The sequence below is a fragment of the Sphingomonas tabacisoli genome (genome assembly GCF_042678385.1).
Lineage (GTDB): Bacteria > Pseudomonadota > Alphaproteobacteria > Sphingomonadales > Sphingomonadaceae > Sphingomonas_B > Sphingomonas_B tabacisoli.
On the sequence record NZ_JBHUDY010000001.1, the window covers coordinates 1,516,044 to 1,533,321 of the forward strand.

Genomic DNA, 17,278 nt, shown 5'->3' on the forward strand with positions numbered 1-17,278 from the left:
AATGACCAAAGTCGCCATCAACGGATTTGGCCGCATCGGCCGCCTCGTCGCGCGCGCCATGCTGGAGCGCAAGGACTCGGGGCTGGAGCTGGTCACGATCAACGACCTGGCGGACGCCAAGTCCAACGCCTGGCTGTTCAAGCGCGACTCGGTCCACGGCAAATATCCGGGCGAGGTCCATGCCGAGGGCAACGACCTGGTGATCGACGGCAAGCACATCCGGGTGACGGCCGAGAAGGATCCGGCCAACCTGATCCACGGCGAGCTGGGCGTCGACCTTGTGCTGGAATGCACCGGCTTCTTCACCGACCGGGCGAGCGCCGAGAAGCACATCGCCGCCGGCGCGAAGAAGGTGCTGATCTCGGCACCAGGCAAGAATGTCGACCTGACCGTCGTGTTCGGCGTCAACGACGACAAGCTGACCGCCGAGCACAAGATCGTCTCCAACGCGTCGTGCACCACCAACTGCCTGGCGCCGGTCGCCAAGGTGCTGAACGACACGATCGGCATCGAGCGCGGGCTGATGACCACCGTTCACGCCTACACCAATGATCAGAAGATCCTCGACCAGATCCATTCCGACCTGCGCCGTGCGCGGGCCGCCGCGATGTCGATCATCCCGACGACCACCGGCGCGGCGCGGGCGGTGGGCGAGGTGCTGCCCGAACTGAAAGGCAAGCTCGACGGCTCGGCTATCCGCGTGCCGGTGCCGGACGTGAGCCTGGTCGACCTGACCTTCACGCCGAAGCGCGACACGACCAAGGACGAGGTCAACGCGCTGCTGAAGGCAGCGGCGGACAGCGGCCGTCTGGCGGGCATCCTCGATTACACGGACGAGCCGCTCGTCTCGATCGACCTGATGCACTCGCCGGCTTCGTCGACCGTCGACAGCCTGGAGACTGCCGTGATCGACGGCAAGCTGGTCCGCGTCGTCTCCTGGTACGACAATGAATGGGGCTTCTCGAACCGCATGGTCGACACGGCCTCGGTCATGGCGAGGCTCGGCTGACGGCGGGCGTCCTTCGCGGAATAGCGCGGCACGCGTTCCCGCGCGCGCCGATGGAGGTGCTGGACCATGTCCACATCTCCCGCGAAGGAGGGCTGCAGCGCGATTTTCGCGGCGCGATCCGGCCCGGCGGCAAGGACAAAAGGCAGGTCTCCCTGATCGAAGCGGGCGACTGGCTCGCCGCGATCGAAGAATTGGGCACGGTCGTCGAATGGCAGGAACGGCGCGCCAACTTGCTGGTCGATGGCGTCGACCTGCCGCAACGGCCCGGCGCCGTGGTGCGGATCGGCAGCGACGTGCGGTTGGAAATTACCTGTGAATGCGATCCATGCAGCCGCATGGATGCGATCGTGCCGGGGCTGAAGGCCGTATTGATGCACGACTGGCGCGGCGGTGCGTTGGCGCGGGTGCTTCAGGGCGGCGATATCCGGGTCGGCGACCCCGTTTCAATCGAAGGTGAGGAATGACGTTCAAGACGCTCGACGATATGGGGAATGTGCAGGGCAAGCGCGTGCTGGTCCGCGAGGACCTGAACGTGCCCACCCAGGAAGCCAAGGTTACGGACGACACGCGGCTGCGCGCCGCGGTGCCGACCATCGCGGAACTGTCGGACAAGGGCGCGATCCTTCTCGTCCTCGCCCATTTCGGACGGCCCAAAGGCCAGCCCAATCCGGAAATGTCGCTGGCGCTGGTGACCAAGCCGCTGTCGGACCTCCTCGGTCGGCCCGTGCAGTTCGTACCCGATTGCCAGGGCGAAGGAGCCGAGCGCGCGGTTGCGGACCTGAAGCCCGGCGACATCGCCGTGCTGGAGAACACCCGTTTCCATGCCGGCGAGGAGAAGAACGACCCGGCGCTGGTCGATGCAATGGCTCGGCTGGGCGATCTCTACGTCAACGACGCCTTCTCCGCTGCGCACCGCGCCCATGCTTCGACGGAAGGGTTGGCGCACAGATTGCCTGCCTATGCCGGCCGCCAGATGGAAGCGGAGCTGCGCGCGCTGGAAAAGGCGCTCGGCAGTCCCGAGCATCCGGTTGCGGCCGTCGTCGGCGGCGCGAAGGTGTCCACCAAGCTCGACGTGCTGAAGCACCTCGTCGCCAAGGTGGATCACCTGATCATCGGCGGCGGCATGGCCAACACTTTCCTCGCTGCGCGCGGCGTCAATGTCGGCAAGTCGTTGTGCGAGCACGACCTGACCGGCACGGCCGAGCAGATTCTCGACGCCGCCGACAAGGCGAACTGCACCGTACATCTGCCCTATGACGTGGTGGTGGCGAAGGAATTCAGGCCGAACCCGCCGATGCGCACCGTCAACGTCCACGAAGTCGGCGCGGACGAGATGATCCTCGATATCGGCCCCGCCGCGACCGAGGCGCTGGCCGACGTGCTGAAGACCTGCCGCACGCTGGTCTGGAACGGGCCGCTCGGTGCATTCGAGACGCCGCCGTTCGACACCGCGACCGTCAGCCTCGCCCGCACCGCCGCCGCGCTCACCCGCGAAGGCTCGCTGGTCTCGGTCGCCGGCGGCGGCGACACCGTGGCCGCGCTCAATCAGGCCGGGGTCTCCGACGACTTCACCTTCGTCTCGACCGCCGGCGGCGCGTTCCTCGAATGGATGGAAGGCAAGGAACTGCCGGGCGTGGCTGCGTTGGAAGCTTGAGAACTTAACCGATTGCGTCTATGTTTAACGTGTTAAACGGAGGCGCCCGTGCTTGGAATCAGACTCTCGCCTGAAGCGGAAAAGGAACTTGCGCGGCACGCCCGCGCCTTGGGGCGCGGCAAGAGCGTCGTCGCGCGCGAATGGATTCTGGAGCGATTGGAGCGCGAATCGATCGACGCGCAGATGCGCCGCGCGGCCCAGATACTCGCCCAACACGATCGGGAAGAGGACTATACCGAGAGCGATCTCGATGATTGAGCTGCGGCGCGGCAGCGTAGTCTATTACGGCGAGCGAGGAGAATTTACCGGCAAGCTTCGTCCCGGGGTGGTTGTACAGCGAGATTCGACGCTGGCTGATGCTCCATCGGTCACTTTGTGCGGCCTGACCAGTAATGCCATGCCGAGCCACATTGCGCGCGTGCCCCTTGTCGCCAACGACACCAACGGGCTCGATCAGCTTTCTTTCGTGATGGTCGACAAGGTCGTTTCGATCGGGCGGGCGCGAATCCGTAGACTGTTCGGGCAACTCAGCATGGACGAGATGGCCCAGGTGGACAGAGCGCTGCGGCTGTGGCTCGACCTTTGACGCGCCGTTGAGATTCTGCGCGCCTCAAGCTAGGCGCTGCGACAGCTCACCAAACACATCAGGGATTCTCATGAACGCCTCCGACATGACTGCCAAGATTGCCGAAGGAAATGGGTTTATCGCCGCGCTCGACCAGAGCGGAGGCTCGACGCCGAAGGCGTTGAAGGGGTACGGGATCGAGGAAGGCACCTGGTCGTCGGACGAGGAAATGTTCGGCCTGATCCACGCGATGCGCAGCCGGATCATCACCTCGCCCTGCTTCAACGGGCAGAAAGTCATCGGCGCGATCCTGTTCGAGCGGACGATGGACGGGCAGGTGGACGGCAAGCCTGTCCCGCAGGCGCTGATCGAAAAGGGTGTCGTGCCCTTCATCAAGATCGACAAGGGCCTTGAGGCCGAAGCGAACGGCGTGCAGCTGATGAAGCCGATGCCGGAGCTGGATGCGCTGCTGTCGCGGGCGAAGGCGCTGGGCGTGTTCGGCACCAAGGAGCGCTCGGTCGTCAACCTCGCCAACCGCGAAGGCATCGCGGCAATCGTCAAACAGCAGTTCGCGGTGGCGCAGCAGGTGCTGTCGCACGGGTTGGTGCCGATCATCGAACCGGAAGTGAACATCAAGAGCGCCGAGCGCGCCGAGGCCGACCAGATCCTCCTCGAAGAGCTCACCAAGGCGCTGGACGCGATGCCGGGCAGCGACAAGGTGATGCTGAAGCTGTCGATCCCGGCCAAGCCCGGCCTTTTCGACGCGTTGGTCGATCATCCGCGCGTGCTCCGCGTCGTGGCACTCTCGGGCGGCTATGCACGTCCCGAGGCCTGCGCCGAGCTGGCCAAGAACCGCGGCATGATCGCGAGCTTCAGCCGCGCGCTGCTTGAAGACCTGCGCCACCAGATGAGCGACGACGAGTTCAACGGCTCGCTCGGCGATGCCATCGACGAAATCCATCAGGCTTCGACGCAGAAGACGCTGGTCGACGCCTGATCCTGCATGGGCAGCGCGGCTCGGATGACCTAAGGTCGGCCGAACCGCGCGGAGCCTTGCATGGTCGACACGCCACCCATTCTGATCGTCGGCGCCGGGCCGACCGGCCTGGTGCTGGCGCTTAGTCTCGCGAGGCGCGGCGCCGCCTTCCGGATCATCGACCAGCATGACGGGCCGGGCGAGGCGTCGCGAGCGCTGGCGATGCACGCGCGGACGTTGGAGTTCTACGCGCAGTTCGGTTTCGCCGATGCGGTGGTTGCGGCCGGCAATCGCATTGAGACGCTCCACTTCCGTCGGCTGGGGCGCGAACTCGCGACCATCCGGTTCAGCAACATCGGCGCGGGGTTGAGCCCATTCCCGTTCGTGCTCGACTTTCCCCAGGACGAGCATGAACGCTTTCTGGTCGATCGGCTGCGCGAACTCGGTGTCGAGATCGAGTGGCAAACCACGCTCAAGTCGTTTGTGCACGATGCCGACGGTGTGACGGCCACGATCGATCATGGTGGACGCGAGGAGCAGGCGCGTTTCTCCTATGTCTGCGGATGCGACGGCGTGCACAGCCGGGTGCGCGAAATGCTGGCGGTCGGTTTCCCGGGCGGGACTTACGAGAATCTCTATTACGTCGCCGATGTGAAGCTGGCCGAAGGGCAAAGCGGGGACCTCCATGCCGCGCTCGGGCCGGACAATTTCGCGCTCCGCATGCCGGCGCGCAAAGGCGCGATGGAGCGGTTGATCGGCATCGCGCCCGAACATGCCGACGGAAGCCCGGTGACGTTCGAGGACGTGCGCCCGACCGCCGAGCCGCTGCTCGGCGTGCGGGTCGCCTCTCTCAATTGGTTCTCGACCTACCGCGTGCACCACCGGGTCGCCTCGCATTTCCGGGTCGGCCGCTGCTTCCTGCTTGGCGATGCCGGCCATGTGCACAGTCCGGCGGGCGGGCAGGGCATGAACACCGGGGTCGGCGACGCGGTGAACCTCGGCTGGAAGCTCGCCCATGTGCTGCACGGCCGCGCCGCACCGGAACTGCTCGACAGTTACGAAGCGGAGCGCATGCCGTTCGCCCGGCAGCTCGTCGCGACCACCGATCGGGCGTTCAAGGCCGTCGTGTCGCGTGGCCTGACCGGCAAGCTCATCCGCTCCGTGGCGATGCCGCGCCTGATGCCCCTGATGTCGCGATTTGCCGCGGGGCGGCGGATGTTCTTCCGCCTGGTCTCGCAAATCGAGATCCACTATCCGGACAGCCCGATAAGCGGGGGCAAAGCAGGAAAGGTCGCGGGCGGCGACCGGCTGCCCTGGGTTGCCGACAGCCACAACTTCGATCCGCTCCGCAGCCTCGACTGGCAGTTGCACGTCTATGGCGAGCCCCGGCCTGATCTGACGGCTGCCGCCGGCGAGCTCGGTTTGCCGCTGCATGCGTTCGGCTGGAGCGGGGCCGCCGAAAAGGCTGGGCTGGCGCTCGATGCCGCTTATCTGATCCGGCCGGACGGCTATGTCGCACTGGCCGGATGCGATGCGGACGGCCTGCGGACATTCGTCGAGCGCCATGCGCTCCGCTTCACGGGAGAATAGGATGCAGGCGGACGATTGGCGCGCTGTCGACGATTATATCGCGGAGCGGCTGCTGGGCGACGATTCCGTGCTCGACGCGGCGCTGGCGGCGAACGCAGCCGGCGGCCTCCCTGCGATCGACGTCTCGCCGGTGCAGGGCAAGATGCTCCATCTGCTCGCTCGCGGCATGGGCGCGCGGCGCATCCTCGAGATCGGCACGCTCGGCGGCTATTCGACGATCTGGCTGGCGCGGGCACTGCCGGCGGATGGGCGTCTCGTGACGCTGGAACTGGAGCCGCGCCATGCCGATGTCGCACGCGGCAACATCGCCCGCGCCGGCTTGAGCGACAGGGTCGAGGTGCGGGTCGGCGCCGCAAACGACACGCTGCAGCAGATGATCGCGAACAAGGAGGAGCCGTTCGACTTCATCTTCGTAGACGCGGACAAGGAAGGCTATCCCGCCTATCTCCGTGCCGCCCTCCAGCTTTCGCGTCCGGGCACGATGCTGGTGTTCGACAATGTCGTGCGCGAAGGCGGCGTGATCGATCCCGATCATGCCGATCCGCGCGTGCATGGCGTCCGGGCATTGTTCGAAGCGCTGGCGGCCGAACCCCGGCTCAGCGCCACCGCTGTCCAAACCGTGGGTGCGAAGAAATGGGACGGGTTCGCGCTCGCGATCGTCGCATAACCGGCGCAGGCTTGACGTCGCCCGGTTCCGCCCTGATGATCGCGCCATGTCGACGCCCGATCCCGGCGCCTTCTTTCGCGAGATGCTCGGCCAGTGGGAGAGCATCGCGAACCAGTTCGGCTCTGAAATGGTGAAGTCGGGCGAGTTCGCGCGGACGATGCACGGCGCCACCTCTGCCGGCCTCCGCGCCAAGGAAGCCGCGAAGGAAGCGATGAGCCGCGCGCTCGAGGCCGCCAACATGCCGAACCGGGAGGAGATTATCGGCTTGGCCGATCGGATGCGTGCGGTGGAGGAACGATTGGGTCGGATCGAGACGCTATTGATCCGTCTCGCGGGCGATGGGGTTCCCGCCCAGCCCGCTGCGCCGCAGCCTGCCCGGACCAAGAAACCGCCCAAGAAGAACGGATGAGCGAAGCGGACGCGCCCGGTCTCGTCGAGCAGGCGCGTATTGCCTTCGATCGCGCCCTTCAGCGCAACATCAAGGGATTGAGCTACTTCGCCTCGCCGGCGCCGGTGCTCGGCGCCAGCCCCAAGGACGTGCTGATCCAGCGCGGCACGATGAACCTTTATCGCTATCGGGCGCAGACGGACGAAGTCTATCGCGTGCCGCTGCTGCTGGTGATGGCGACAACCAATCGCGGCTATATCTTCGACATGGTGCCGGGGCAGAGCCTGGTCGAGTTCCTGCTGAAGCGCGGCTACGACGTGTTCATGCTCGACTGGTCGCCGCCGCGGCCGGATGAGCGCAATCTTTCTCTCGAAGATTACGTGCTGGATTTCATCCCGTCCGCGATCGAGCGGATCGCCGAGGAAACCGGCGAGCCTGATTTCACGCTCGTCGGCTATTGCTTCGGCGGCGTGCTGTCGGTGCTGTGGGCGGCGCTTCATCCCGATGGGCCGATGAAGAACCTCGTCACGTTCACGACGCCGGTCGACTTCAAGGCGATGGAGATGTTCCAGGCCTGGGCCGACCGGCGGTTCTTCGACGTCGACCGGCTGGTCGACACCTTCGGCCAATGCCCCGCGGACATGCTCTACACGTCGTTCGACATGCTACGCCCGGCGCAGCGCATCGCCGGCCAGATCCGGCTCTACGACAATATGTGGAACGACGAGTTCGTGAAGAGCCACCGCATGTTCGACCGCTGGGCGACCGACATGCTGCCGCTGGCCGGCGAATATTTCCGGCAGACGACAAAGATGCTGATGTGGGATAACCGGCTTTACCAAGGCACGATGGAGGTGGGCGGCAAGTCCGTGGACCTGAAAAACATCGCCGCACCCTTCCTCCACGTCGTCGCGGAGCATGACCATATCGTGCCGCGGGCGGCTTCCGCGCCGCTGATCGACATGGTCGGCTCGACCGACAAGGAGGAAGTGGTGCTGAAAGGCGGGCATGTCAGCCTGGTTGCCGGCGGCAATGCGATCCGGCGGCTGTGGCCCCGGCTCGATGACTGGCTGCAGGAGCGTTCGTTGTGACCGATCTGCCCGTTACGATCCGGCGCTTCAGGAGCGACGACCTCGACGCGATGCTCAGTTTCTCGCGCTCGCTGCCGGAGCACGACCTGCTGTTCCTCAGCCGCGACCTGAAGCACCGAAAGGTCGTCGAGGCCTGGCAGGAAGCGGTGGAGAACGGCTTCATCGACAGCTTTCTCGCCGAGGACGGCGATGTAATTGTCGGGACCTGTGCGCTGGTGCGTGAGCCGCTGGGCTGGTCGGCGCATGTCGGTGAGGTGCGGTTGCTGGTCTCTCCGCAGTTGCGCGGGCAGGGCGTCGGGCGCCGTCTGCTCGCGGAAATGTTCAAGGCTGCGGAAGCGCGCGAGCTCAGGAAGCTCATCGCGCAAATGACGCCCGACCAGCGTGGCGCAATCCAGTTGTTCGAGGAACATGGTTTCCGGGGGGAAGCGATGCTCCGCGATCATGTGATGGACCGGCAAGGATCGGTCCATGATCTTGTGATACTCAGTCTGGATGTCGCGCGGTCCGCCGCGCAGCACGAGGCTTTCGGTTTGGGAGGGGCGTAAGCGCCGGAAAGATACGCGGTTACAAGCGTTGGGCGGCTTACGAAAACGGAAAGGCGTTGATTTGACTGCTACTTATGGTGAGGGGCGTATTCCTGCGCCCTCAAAAATTCTGGCCCTGTCGGAGTTGCCGCGCGCGCTCGGAGAACTTGGCGCGCTGCCCTGGTTCGCGCCGTTGCTGTTAAGCGCGCCGCGCGGCGACGGCCATCCCGTGCTGGTGCTGCCGGGGTTCGTGACGACGGATGCCTCCACCACGCTGATCCGCCGCTATCTGGAGCTGCTCGGCTACACGCCGTTCGGTTGGGAGTTGGGCCGCAATCTCGGGCCCAAGGCGATCGGCCGTCAGGGCGAGAAGCTGATCGAGCGGCTGGACGCGATTTACGAGGAGACTGGCCGCAAGGTGTCGATCATCGGCTGGTCGCTGGGCGGCGTGATGGCGCGTCAGGTCGCGCGCCGGCGGCCGGACAAGGTGCGGCAGCTTATCTCGCTGGGTTCGCCCTTCACCGGGAATCCGTGGGCGACCAATGTGCTCGGCGCTTATGAGGCGCTGACCGGCCAGCGCATCGACGATGCGGACACGCAGTCGCAGCTGAAAGAGAGCTCGGCGCCGCCGCCGGTGCCGTCGACTGCGATCTACACCAAGGCGGACGGCATCGTCGCCTGGCAGAATTGCTGCGAGCCCGCGGATGCGGCGACCGACAATATCGAGGTTTATGGCAGCCATTGCGGCCTGGGCGTCAATGCGTCGGTGCTCTACGCCGTCGCCGACCGGCTGGCGCAGCCCGAAGGCGAATGGGCGCCCTTCAAGCGCAACGGTCTCAGGGCATTGATCTACCCGCAGACCGGGAACGCGTAATCGCTCAGCAATAGCCTCTGGCGGCGCCGAATTTCGGCGTGCGCCGGATGGCCGCGTGCAACCGGCCATAGTCGACGGTATCCGCCGTTTCGGCGGCATTGGCTTCGGTTTCCTCGCGCGACTCGGCCTCGAACAGCTTTACAAGCGAAGGATGTAGAGGGGCAGGGCCTGCGGGCTGCTGCTGTTTCGGGAACATGGAATTGGCGATGAGCGCCATGCCGGCGCCCTGTTTCGTTTCGTAAAGCGCGCCCAGCATCGAAAGGCCGCGTCCGAGATCGCCGCCCAGCTGCCAGCCGAAGCCGTCGAAAGAGCATCCGCACAGGCTGACCGGGCCGCCGGAATAGTCGAACAGCACATTGGTGAAGCGGCAGGATTCGAACTCGTTGCCGTCGAGCTGCACGCGCTGGTCGCGGAAATGTTCGCCTACATATCGCATCGCCGGTTCCTCGAAATCGGGCGGCGCGATGGTGAACAACAACGGCTAAGATCGGGTTAACCGGCCGCTGCAGCCTCGACCAGGTCGCGGAGAGTCCCGCTCGCTTCGCCGTTAGCCGCTCTGCCGGGGCGGAGCAGGCCGCGCACGATGCGGGCCTCGGGCCAGCGGCGGCGGGCGTCGGCTTCCATCGCCCGCCAGCGCGGCGAGGCGGCGCGGTATTCGGCGCCGATCAGGCAGACCACGTCCGGAGTGTCGGCATCGCCCAATGACGGGCGCTGCCCGTGCTTGGCGAGCAACTGGGCGAGCATTTCCGCAACTGCGGCGTCGGCCGGACCATTGCCGGCGAGGCACAGAACGGACAGCCCCGTGCGCGCGGCGGGGGCTGGCGGCGGCGGGTCGGGCAGCGCCTTTTCGGCCAGTGAGGGAGATGCGGGCTCGGCCGGTTCCTCCTCGTCTTCGGGCTCGACGTCTTCGTGATCGGCCAGGCTGTCGATCAGTTCGCGCGTCGTTTCGATGATCCCTTCCAGCCCGGAGCGGGTGAGGGCGCCTCGTCGGCGATCCGCAAGCGCCAGCCGCAGGCCGCCGACCACGACCTCGTCGTAATAGGCGGACAGCGGCCGCTCCTTGAGCAGCAGCTCGGCCTGATCGTGAACCTCGTCGGCATCGCCGGCCAGCATCCGCTGGTAGAAGCTTTCGACGGGCGTGAGCGCGGGCCGGTCGCCGAACAGCACGTCGATGAACTCGAGCTGCGGGACGTGCCGGCCAAGCACCACCAGACAGAGCGTCATCGGCGTCGACAGCAGCAGCCCGATCGGCCCCCACAGCCAGGTCCAGAAGATCGCGGCGACGATGACGGCCAGCGGCGAGAGGCCGGTCGAGTGGCCATAGACCAAAGGCTCGATGACATAGCCCATGATCGGCTCTGCGCCGAGGAACAGCAGCCCGGTCAGGATCGCAAAGGTCCAGCCCGGCTCGGCGCCGATAGCCAGCAGCAGCGGCGGGATCGCCGCCAGGAATGCGCCGACATAGGGCACGAACCGCATGATCCCGGCGAGCAGTCCCCAGAGCAGCGGCGAGGGAATGCCGATCCAGTAAAGGCCGAGCGCGATCACGCCACCGAAGAGCGAGTTCAACAGCAACTGCGTGAGGAAATAGCGCGACAATCGCCCCGCCGCCTCGTCGATCGCCTGGGTGGTGCGATGAAGATCGGACGATCCGAACAGACGGATCACCCGGTCGCGCAGATCCTCGCGCTGCATCAGAACGAAGATCGCAACCACCAGCACGATGATGAACGTCTCGAACGGTCCCAACACCGGGGCAAGCAGCCTGCGCGCGACTTGCCAGGCGCTCTCCGGCGGCTGGTGCACCTCGACCGGGATCGGCTGGGCCGCCCGTCGCGAAAGGCGCGGCGCCGGGCGAGTCGAGGGCGGCGCCTCGAACCGGCGCGCGAGTCGGCTCACCGAATCGGAAAACTTGCCGACGCTCGTTTCGCCGAGCGTGCTGACCTTGCTCTGGATCGTTGCGGCGTAGTCCGGAACATCGGGGGCAAGCGTCGCGACCTGTTGACCGATGATCGCCCCCGTCAGCCCGAGCACGCCAAGCGCGATCAAGACGGATACGATCACGGACAGGGTCCGGCCGAACCGCAGCCGTCGGAACAGTCCAACCAGAGGCGCCAGCACAAAGGCGAGCAGCACCGCGAGCACGATCGGCACCAGCACGGCCTTGGCGAAATAAAGTGCGCCGACCACGACCACCGCGGTCGCGAGCGGCACGAGGTTCATGGGCGCGGGCGCCTGGACCGAGGGAACCGCCGCGGGCGCCGGTGCGCCGGTCTGATCCTGCCCGCTTCGCTTCAAATCCGCCCTCGCGCGTTCGTGACGAAGGCAGAACGATGGGATCGGCGGGCTGTTCCCGGCCTCTCTGGTCAGCTTTGATGAACGCTGCGATAGGGCGGCATGGCCAGCGCTCTCGTCTCTCAAGCCCTGCGACTTGCGGCGGAAGATCGGCAGGCCGAGGGGGCCGCATTGCTGGGGCAAGCCGCAGGCGAGGGCGACGCCGAAGCCTCCTACGCATTGGGATTATGGCGGCTGGAGGGCCGGCATTTGCCGCGCGATCTGGTCGAAGCGCGGCGGCACGTCGCCCAAGCCGAAGCCCGGGGCCTGGTCGCGGCGGCCCGCACGCTGTCGGCGTTAATGGTGCTCGGCCTGGGCGGCATCCCGGAGTGGAGCGAAGCACTGGCGCTGTTGCAACGGTGGCGCGAACGCGATCCCGCTGCGGGCAGGCAGCTCGATCTGATCGGCAAGATGCGCGTCGACAGCCAGGGCGCCCCCCTCGAGCCGGCGCTCGCCGAGCCCGTGAGCGAGGCCCCGCTGATCCGGCGCTTTCCCGCATTCTTCACCCCAGACGAGGCGCAGTTTCTCTGCGACCTGGCCGAGCCGCGCTTCAAGCCCGCGCTGGCGTTCGACGAGCGCGCCGGGCGCTTCGTCAGCCACCCATTTCGTGACGCAACCGTCGCCGCCTTTCCCGCCGTGTTCGAATGGCCGGCCGTGCACGCGCTCAACCGGCGGATCGCAGCGGCAAGCGGCACCGACGTGGCGCAGGGCGAGTCGCTGCAAGTGCTGCGCTATGGGCCCGGCCAGCAATACCGTCCGCATCTGGATGCGGTGCCCGGCCTCGACAACCAGCGCGCCTGGACCATGCTCGTGACCTTGAATGAGGGATATGAGGGCGGCGAGACGGTCTTTCCGGACTCGGAAATCCGTCTGCGCGGCCGGCGCGGCGACGCCTTCCTGTTCCGTAATATCGATTCCGATGGACGACCGGACCGCACATCGCTCCACGCCGGTGCGCCCGTGACGGAAGGCGTCAAGCTGATCGCCAGCCGCTGGATCCGACAGACACCCCCGCCAGCGGGCGAAGCCTTCGGCCAGCACGAGGTGCTTTCCCGCCCCGACGATCTGGGCCAATAGGCGCCTATGGGGGAGCTCGACCCGATCTACCGCAACCGTCCCACGCCTGCGGCGGCCGACCTGTTCGGCGACCTGCTGGAAGTGGACGCGACATCGGCCACGAAACGTGCGCGGCCGCAGCTCCTTACCTATCTTCCCGGCCTGGGCATCACTGGCATCGCGGCGCTCGCTGCGGCTTGGCTCGGCGATCATTATCATGCGCCGCTGATGCTGATGGGCCTGCTGATCGGACTCGCGTTCAACTTCCTGAATGCCGATGCGCGGCTGCACGCGGGACTCGGCTTCGCGTCCAAGACGCTGCTGCGTTGGGGCATCGTGCTGGTTGGGCTCCAAGTGACGATCTGGGAAATCGCGGCGCTCGGCTGGCCGAGCTTCGTTGCGATCGCCGTGATGATCGTCGCCGTGATGACGGTGGGGACGCTGGTCTCGCGAGCGCTCGGCCTCGGCGCGGCATTCGGCACGCTGGCCGGGGGCTCGGTCGCGATCTGCGGGGCGTCGGCGGCGCTGGCGCTGTCGAGCGTGCTCGGCGAAAAGCGGGTGAACCAGGCACAGTTGACGCTCGTGCTGGTCGCGGTCTCGGCGGCGAGCGCGCTGGCCATGTCCACCTATCCGATCCTGTCGAACCTGCTCGGCCTCAGCCCCCATGCCGCCGGTTTCCTGCTGGGCGCATCGATCCACGACGTCGCGCAAGCCCTGGGCGCCGGCTACTCGCTGGGCGAAGTGCAGGGCCAGACGGCGGCGATCGTCAAGCTCACACGTGTGGCGCTGCTTGCACCGACGCTGCTTCTGGTGACGCTCACTCTGCCAAAGGATGGTCATGCGAAAACCGGCGCGCCGCCGGTGCCGTGGTTCATCGTCGCGTTTCTGGCGCTGACCGCCTTCAACTCGGTCGTGACGCTGCCGCCCCAGGTGGCCGCGGCGGCCAAGATCGGCACGAGCGCATTGCTGCTGCTCGCCGTCGTCGCGACCGGCATTCGTTCGCCAATGCATCTGCTGCTGCAACAGGGCTGGCGTGCGTCCATGCCCGTCGTCGCCGCAACCGTGACGAGCTTCCTGCTCGCGCTGGCGGCGGCCGAACTCTTGTTCTAGGGCGCGTCATGGCTGGACGATTTTTCGAAGACTGGGTGGTCGGCGACCGGATCGAGCATGAGATCCGCAGGACCGTCACCGTCACCGACAATTTGCTGATCTCGACGCTCACCCACAATCCGCAGCCGCTGCATCTCGACCTCGAGGCGGCGCGGGCTAGCGAGTTCGGACAGATCCTCGTCAACGGCACTTTCACTTTCGCGCTGATGGTGGGCGTGTCGGTCGGCGACACGACGCTCGGCACGCTCGTCGCCAATCTGGGCTACGACAAGGTGACGATGCCGGCGCCGGTGTTCATTGGCGACACGCTGCGCGGGGAGTCCGAAGTTCTGGAGCTGCGCGAGAGCCTGTCGCGCCCGGCAGCCGGCATCGTGACCTTCGAGCACACGATGTACAACCAGCGCAATCAGCTTGTCTGCCGGGCGCTGCGCACGGCGCTGATCAAGCGCCGCAATCCCAAGCCGCAAAAATGAGATTGCGTTCGCTGCTGTTCGTGCCTGGCGACCGGCCCGAGCGCATGGAGAAAGCGCTGGGGCTGGGCGCCGATGCGCTGATCCTCGACCTGGAGGATTCGGTCGCCCCCGCGAACAAAGCCGCCGCGCGCCTTGCGATCGCCGACTTTCTCGGATCGGCGGAGCGGGCCTGCAAACTGTTCGTGCGGATCAACCCGCTCGACAGCGATTTCGTCGCCGACGATCTGGCTGGCGTGGTGCAGAGCCGACCCGACGGGCTGATGCTGCCGAAAGCCGAAGGTGCGAACTCGGTCCGCGAGCTCGCGAATCGCGCTGGCCTCCCCATCCTGCCGATCGCGACCGAGACGCCGGCCGCCGTGTTCAGGCTCGGCGAATATGCCGAGGTCGCCAAGCATCTGATCGGCCTCACCTGGGGCGCGGAAGACCTGCCGGCCGCCATCGGCGCGTCGGCCTCGCGCGACGAAAGCGGCGCCTATCTGCCGCCTTACCAAATGGCGCGCACGCTCACTCTGTTCGGCGCCTCGGCGGCGGGCGTGAACCCGATCGAGACTGTCTATCCCAACATCAAGGACCTGGACGGCCTGCAGCGCGTCGCCGAGACCGCCGCGCGCGACGGCTTCACGGGCATGATGGCGATCCACCCCGCCCAGGTGCCGGTGATCAACGCCGCCTTCACGCCGTCGCCAGATCAGATCGCGCATGCGCGTGCCATCGTGGCGGCGTTCGAAGCGAACCCGAACGCCGGAGCATTGCAGCTCGACGGCAAGATGATCGACGCGCCGCATTTGAAACAGGCCAGGCGCATCCTCGATAGCGCCGTCAGCCCAGGCGACGCATGACGGCCAGAACGGGCGACTCTCTCCGGCGCTGCTGATCCAGCCCGGCCGCATAGCAAAGGCCGATGGTTCGGCGCTGATCGAAGCCCGCAAGCCTTGGCCGAACGACACCGGGCGCGTTGAAACTGTCCGGCATCACGGTGATGCCAAGTCCCCCCTGGACGAGCGCCAGGGCGCGGCTGTCGTCGAAGGTGCGCAGCGCGAAAAAGGGCCGCACGCCGCGGCTCGTGAAATACCGGCTGGTGGCGGGAAGCGCTTCGCAATGCCGGCGGACGATCATGGTTTCGGCGACGAGGTCTTCGGCCGCGATCTCTTCGCGCGCTGCCAGCGGATGTTCGGCGGACAAGGCGAGCGCATAGCCCTCCTCGACAAGGGCCTCGCTGTCGAACCGGCGCTCGCCGGAGCGGATTAGCGTGAGCGCGGCGTCGATACGCCCGCGCAGGAGCGCCTCGCTCAACTCCCGCTCGCGCCCTTCGAAGAACTCGACCTGCTCGGTCGCGGCGCAAAGCGCGCATTCGCGGGCCATGTCTCGCAGCCACTGGACGGGGATCGATGCGAGCAAACCGACGCGGATCAGCGGACGTGCAGCCGTGGCCGTCGTCTCCCGTTCGGCAGCAAGAAATTCGGACTCGATCCGGCGCGCTCGCGCCGCCAGCTCGGCCCCGGCAGCGGTCAGCGCGACGCGACGATTGGTGCGGTCGAACAGCTTGCGGCCGATCAGCCCTTCCAGCTTGGCGATCCCGATGGAGAGCGTCGGCTGCGACACGTTGCACCGCGCGGCCGCCCGCGAGAAATTGCCTTCGTCGATGACGGCAAGGAAATAACGCAGCAGATAGCGGTCTATCATAGACACAGTCTATGATATGCCTGTTGTTCATTCAAATTTCCTGTGGGCCGTGGTTGCGCTAAAGGGGGGGGCAGGAGACGCTCCGGCGTAGAACGGACAATGCGGAAACGATGAGCACAGCCACGCCCGATTTCGATTTCCAGCTTGGCGAGCATGCCGAGATGATCCGCGACACCACGCGGCGCTTTGCCGATGAGCGGATCGCGCCGCTTGCCGCGAAGATCGACGCCGAGGACTGGTTCCCGAAAGAGCTGTGGCCCGAAATGGGCGAGCTCGGCCTGCACGGCATCACCGTCGACGAGGCCGATGGGGGGCTGGGCCTCGGCTATCTGGAGCATGTGATCGCGGTCGAGGAAGTCAGCCGCGCGTCCGCCTCGATCGGGCTCAGCTATGGCGCGCATTCGAACCTGTGCGTCAACCAGGTCCGCCGCTGGGCGAATGAGGAGCAAAAGGCGAAGTATCTGCCGAAGCTCATTTCCGGCGAGCATGTCGGGTCCTTGGCCATGTCCGAGGCCGGCGCTGGCTCCGACGTGGTCGGCATGAAGCTGCGAGCGGACGCGGTGCAGGGCGGATACGTGCTGAACGGCACCAAATTCTGGATCACCAACGCCGCCTATGCCGACACGCTCGTCGTCTATGCGAAGACTGGCGAGGGGAGCCGCGGCATCACCGCGTTCCTGATCGAGAAGGACATGCCCGGCTTCTCGATCGGTCAGAAAATCGACAAGATGGGCATGCGCGGCTCGCCCACGGCCGAATTGGTCTTCAACGACTGCGAAGTGTCCGAAGAGAATATCATGGGGCCGCTGAACGGCGGCGTCGGCGTGCTGATGTCGGGCCTTGATTACGAGCGCGCTGTGCTGTCTGGCGTCCAGCTCGGCATCATGCAGGCCTGCCTTGACGTGGTCATTCCCTATGTCCGCGAGCGCAAGCAGTTCGGCAAGCCGATCGGCACCTTTCAGCTCATGCAGGCCAAGGTGGCGGACATGTACGTCGCGCTGCAATCGGCGCGGGCCTATGTCTATGCGGTGGCTAAGTCCTGCGACGCCGGCCACACGACGCGCTTCGATGCAGCGGGCGCGATCCTCTATGCGTCCGAAAACGCCGTGCGCGTGTCGCTGGAGGCGATCCAGGCGCTGGGCGGCGCCGGCTATACCAAGGACTGGCCGGTGGAGCGCTATGCCCGCGACGCCAAGCTGCTCGACATCGGCGCGGGGACCAATGAGGTGCGCCGCATGCTGATCGGCAGAGAGCTGATCGGAGGTGCATCTTGATCCTCCCCGG

At 66.3% G+C, this 17,278-nt stretch carries 20 protein-coding genes; 17 read left to right on the forward strand and 3 right to left on the reverse strand.

Going from position 1 to position 17,278, the window contains the following annotated elements; translation table 11 throughout:
- Nucleotide 1: 1 nt before the first annotated feature.
- From gap to ACFSCW_RS08030, 12 genes are all read left to right on the forward strand, one after another.
- Nucleotides 2–1,009, forward strand: coding sequence for a type I glyceraldehyde-3-phosphate dehydrogenase (gene gap, locus ACFSCW_RS07975; protein WP_380888316.1), 1,008 nt, complete (start codon nt 2–4; stop codon nt 1,007–1,009).
- Nucleotides 1,010–1,059: 50 nt separating this feature from the next.
- A complete protein-coding gene (locus tag ACFSCW_RS07980; RefSeq protein WP_380888317.1) occupies nt 1,060–1,473 on the forward strand; it encodes an MOSC domain-containing protein in 414 nt (137 codons plus the stop codon).
- The gene (locus tag ACFSCW_RS07985; protein WP_380888318.1) at nt 1,470–2,663 is read left to right on the forward strand and encodes a phosphoglycerate kinase; all 1,194 of its coding nucleotides are present in this window, start codon (nt 1,470–1,472) and stop codon (nt 2,661–2,663) included. Before ACFSCW_RS07980 ends, ACFSCW_RS07985 begins: the two co-directional genes overlap by 4 nt.
- Before the next feature lie 48 nt (nt 2,664–2,711).
- Nucleotides 2,712–2,921 carry a hypothetical protein gene (locus tag ACFSCW_RS07990; protein ID WP_380888319.1) on the forward strand — a complete coding sequence of 70 codons (210 nt, stop codon included), beginning with the start codon at nt 2,712–2,714 and terminating at the stop codon, nt 2,919–2,921.
- A complete protein-coding gene (locus ACFSCW_RS07995; protein ID WP_380888320.1) occupies nt 2,914–3,249 on the forward strand; it encodes a type II toxin-antitoxin system PemK/MazF family toxin in 336 nt (111 codons plus the stop codon). Before ACFSCW_RS07990 ends, ACFSCW_RS07995 begins: the two co-directional genes overlap by 8 nt.
- 70 nt (nt 3,250–3,319) lie before the next feature.
- On the forward strand, nt 3,320–4,225 hold the full coding sequence (locus ACFSCW_RS08000) for a fructose bisphosphate aldolase (RefSeq protein WP_380888321.1): 906 nt from the start codon (nt 3,320–3,322) through the stop codon (nt 4,223–4,225).
- Nucleotides 4,226–4,285: 60 nt separating this feature from the next.
- Complete coding sequence (locus ACFSCW_RS08005; protein WP_380888322.1) at nt 4,286–5,794, forward strand: FAD-dependent monooxygenase; 1,509 nt, start codon at nt 4,286–4,288, stop codon at nt 5,792–5,794.
- Nucleotide 5,795: 1 nt separating this feature from the next.
- Nucleotides 5,796–6,461: an O-methyltransferase gene (locus ACFSCW_RS08010; protein ID WP_380888323.1), complete on the forward strand. Its 666-nt coding sequence runs from the start codon at nt 5,796–5,798 to the stop codon at nt 6,459–6,461.
- 46 nt (nt 6,462–6,507) lie between these two features.
- Nucleotides 6,508–6,870 carry a hypothetical protein gene (locus ACFSCW_RS08015; RefSeq protein WP_380888324.1) on the forward strand — a complete coding sequence of 121 codons (363 nt, stop codon included), beginning with the start codon at nt 6,508–6,510 and terminating at the stop codon, nt 6,868–6,870.
- Nucleotides 6,867–7,940 (forward strand): alpha/beta fold hydrolase, encoded by a 1,074-nt coding sequence (locus ACFSCW_RS08020; protein WP_380888325.1) that lies wholly within the window; start codon nt 6,867–6,869, stop codon nt 7,938–7,940. Before ACFSCW_RS08015 ends, ACFSCW_RS08020 begins: the two co-directional genes overlap by 4 nt.
- A complete protein-coding gene (locus tag ACFSCW_RS08025; protein ID WP_380888326.1) occupies nt 7,937–8,485 on the forward strand; it encodes a GNAT family N-acetyltransferase in 549 nt (182 codons plus the stop codon). Before ACFSCW_RS08020 ends, ACFSCW_RS08025 begins: the two co-directional genes overlap by 4 nt.
- A 124-nt stretch (nt 8,486–8,609) precedes the next feature.
- Nucleotides 8,610–9,338, forward strand: coding sequence for an esterase/lipase family protein (locus ACFSCW_RS08030; protein WP_380888327.1), 729 nt, complete (start codon nt 8,610–8,612; stop codon nt 9,336–9,338).
- A 4-nt stretch (nt 9,339–9,342) separates the two neighbouring features.
- Here ACFSCW_RS08030 and ACFSCW_RS08035 read toward each other — a convergent pair whose 3' ends face one another.
- Entirely contained in the window at nt 9,343–9,738 is a 396-nt protein-coding gene (locus tag ACFSCW_RS08035; protein ID WP_380888328.1) for a hypothetical protein, read from the reverse strand.
- Between the two features lie 92 nt (nt 9,739–9,830).
- Nucleotides 9,831–11,561 carry an AI-2E family transporter gene (locus tag ACFSCW_RS08040; protein WP_380888329.1) on the reverse strand — a complete coding sequence of 577 codons (1,731 nt, stop codon included), beginning with the start codon at nt 11,559–11,561 and terminating at the stop codon, nt 9,831–9,833.
- A 174-nt stretch (nt 11,562–11,735) separates the two neighbouring features.
- Here ACFSCW_RS08040 and ACFSCW_RS08045 point away from each other — a divergent pair, with 174 nt between their 5' ends.
- From ACFSCW_RS08045 to ACFSCW_RS08060, 4 genes are read left to right on the forward strand one after another with little or no spacing between them, the layout of a single operon-like run.
- Nucleotides 11,736–12,749: a 2OG-Fe(II) oxygenase gene (locus ACFSCW_RS08045; RefSeq protein ID WP_380888330.1), complete on the forward strand. Its 1,014-nt coding sequence runs from the start codon at nt 11,736–11,738 to the stop codon at nt 12,747–12,749.
- Between the two features lie 6 nt (nt 12,750–12,755).
- The gene (locus ACFSCW_RS08050; RefSeq protein WP_380888331.1) at nt 12,756–13,838 is read left to right on the forward strand and encodes a YeiH family protein; all 1,083 of its coding nucleotides are present in this window, start codon (nt 12,756–12,758) and stop codon (nt 13,836–13,838) included.
- Nucleotides 13,839–13,846: 8 nt separating this feature from the next.
- Nucleotides 13,847–14,311 (forward strand): MaoC family dehydratase, encoded by a 465-nt coding sequence (locus tag ACFSCW_RS08055; RefSeq protein WP_380888332.1) that lies wholly within the window; start codon nt 13,847–13,849, stop codon nt 14,309–14,311.
- A complete protein-coding gene (locus tag ACFSCW_RS08060; RefSeq protein WP_380888333.1) occupies nt 14,308–15,150 on the forward strand; it encodes an HpcH/HpaI aldolase/citrate lyase family protein in 843 nt (280 codons plus the stop codon). Before ACFSCW_RS08055 ends, ACFSCW_RS08060 begins: the two co-directional genes overlap by 4 nt.
- Here the strand turns inward: ACFSCW_RS08060 and ACFSCW_RS08065 are convergent.
- Nucleotides 15,131–15,994: a LysR family transcriptional regulator gene (locus tag ACFSCW_RS08065; protein ID WP_380888334.1), complete on the reverse strand. Its 864-nt coding sequence runs from the start codon at nt 15,992–15,994 to the stop codon at nt 15,131–15,133. The two genes, ACFSCW_RS08060 and ACFSCW_RS08065, sit on opposite strands and share 20 nt — an antisense overlap.
- 110 nt (nt 15,995–16,104) lie before the next feature.
- On the opposite strand from ACFSCW_RS08065, the gene ACFSCW_RS08070 reads away from it, so the two are divergent.
- Complete coding sequence (locus tag ACFSCW_RS08070) at nt 16,105–17,268, forward strand: isovaleryl-CoA dehydrogenase (protein WP_380888335.1); 1,164 nt, start codon at nt 16,105–16,107, stop codon at nt 17,266–17,268.
- The last annotated feature ends 10 nt before the right edge of the window (nt 17,269–17,278 follow it).

What these genes read in the sequence shown, in the direction of transcription:
- gap (WP_380888316.1), top strand. Translation starts at nt 2, where the DNA reads ATGACCAAAGTCGCCATCAACGGATTTGGCCGCATCGGCCGCCTCGTC.
- ACFSCW_RS07980 (WP_380888317.1), top strand. Translation starts at nt 1,060, where the DNA reads ATGGAGGTGCTGGACCATGTCCACATCTCCCGCGAAGGAGGGCTGCAG.
- ACFSCW_RS07985 (WP_380888318.1), top strand. Translation starts at nt 1,470, where the DNA reads ATGACGTTCAAGACGCTCGACGATATGGGGAATGTGCAGGGCAAGCGC.
- ACFSCW_RS07995 (WP_380888320.1), top strand. Translation starts at nt 2,914, where the DNA reads ATGATTGAGCTGCGGCGCGGCAGCGTAGTCTATTACGGCGAGCGAGGA.
- ACFSCW_RS08000 (WP_380888321.1), top strand. Translation starts at nt 3,320, where the DNA reads ATGAACGCCTCCGACATGACTGCCAAGATTGCCGAAGGAAATGGGTTT.
- ACFSCW_RS08005 (WP_380888322.1), top strand. Translation starts at nt 4,286, where the DNA reads ATGGTCGACACGCCACCCATTCTGATCGTCGGCGCCGGGCCGACCGGC.
- ACFSCW_RS08010 (WP_380888323.1), top strand. Translation starts at nt 5,796, where the DNA reads ATGCAGGCGGACGATTGGCGCGCTGTCGACGATTATATCGCGGAGCGG.
- ACFSCW_RS08015 (WP_380888324.1), top strand. Translation starts at nt 6,508, where the DNA reads ATGTCGACGCCCGATCCCGGCGCCTTCTTTCGCGAGATGCTCGGCCAG.
- ACFSCW_RS08020 (WP_380888325.1), top strand. Translation starts at nt 6,867, where the DNA reads ATGAGCGAAGCGGACGCGCCCGGTCTCGTCGAGCAGGCGCGTATTGCC.
- ACFSCW_RS08040 (WP_380888329.1), bottom strand. Translation starts at nt 11,561, where the DNA reads ATGAACCTCGTGCCGCTCGCGACCGCGGTGGTCGTGGTCGGCGCACTT.
- ACFSCW_RS08045 (WP_380888330.1), top strand. Translation starts at nt 11,736, where the DNA reads ATGGCCAGCGCTCTCGTCTCTCAAGCCCTGCGACTTGCGGCGGAAGAT.
- ACFSCW_RS08050 (WP_380888331.1), top strand. Translation starts at nt 12,756, where the DNA reads ATGGGGGAGCTCGACCCGATCTACCGCAACCGTCCCACGCCTGCGGCG.
- ACFSCW_RS08055 (WP_380888332.1), top strand. Translation starts at nt 13,847, where the DNA reads ATGGCTGGACGATTTTTCGAAGACTGGGTGGTCGGCGACCGGATCGAG.
- ACFSCW_RS08060 (WP_380888333.1), top strand. Translation starts at nt 14,308, where the DNA reads ATGAGATTGCGTTCGCTGCTGTTCGTGCCTGGCGACCGGCCCGAGCGC.
- ACFSCW_RS08065 (WP_380888334.1), bottom strand. Translation starts at nt 15,994, where the DNA reads ATGATAGACCGCTATCTGCTGCGTTATTTCCTTGCCGTCATCGACGAA.
- ACFSCW_RS08070 (WP_380888335.1), top strand. Translation starts at nt 16,105, where the DNA reads ATGAGCACAGCCACGCCCGATTTCGATTTCCAGCTTGGCGAGCATGCC.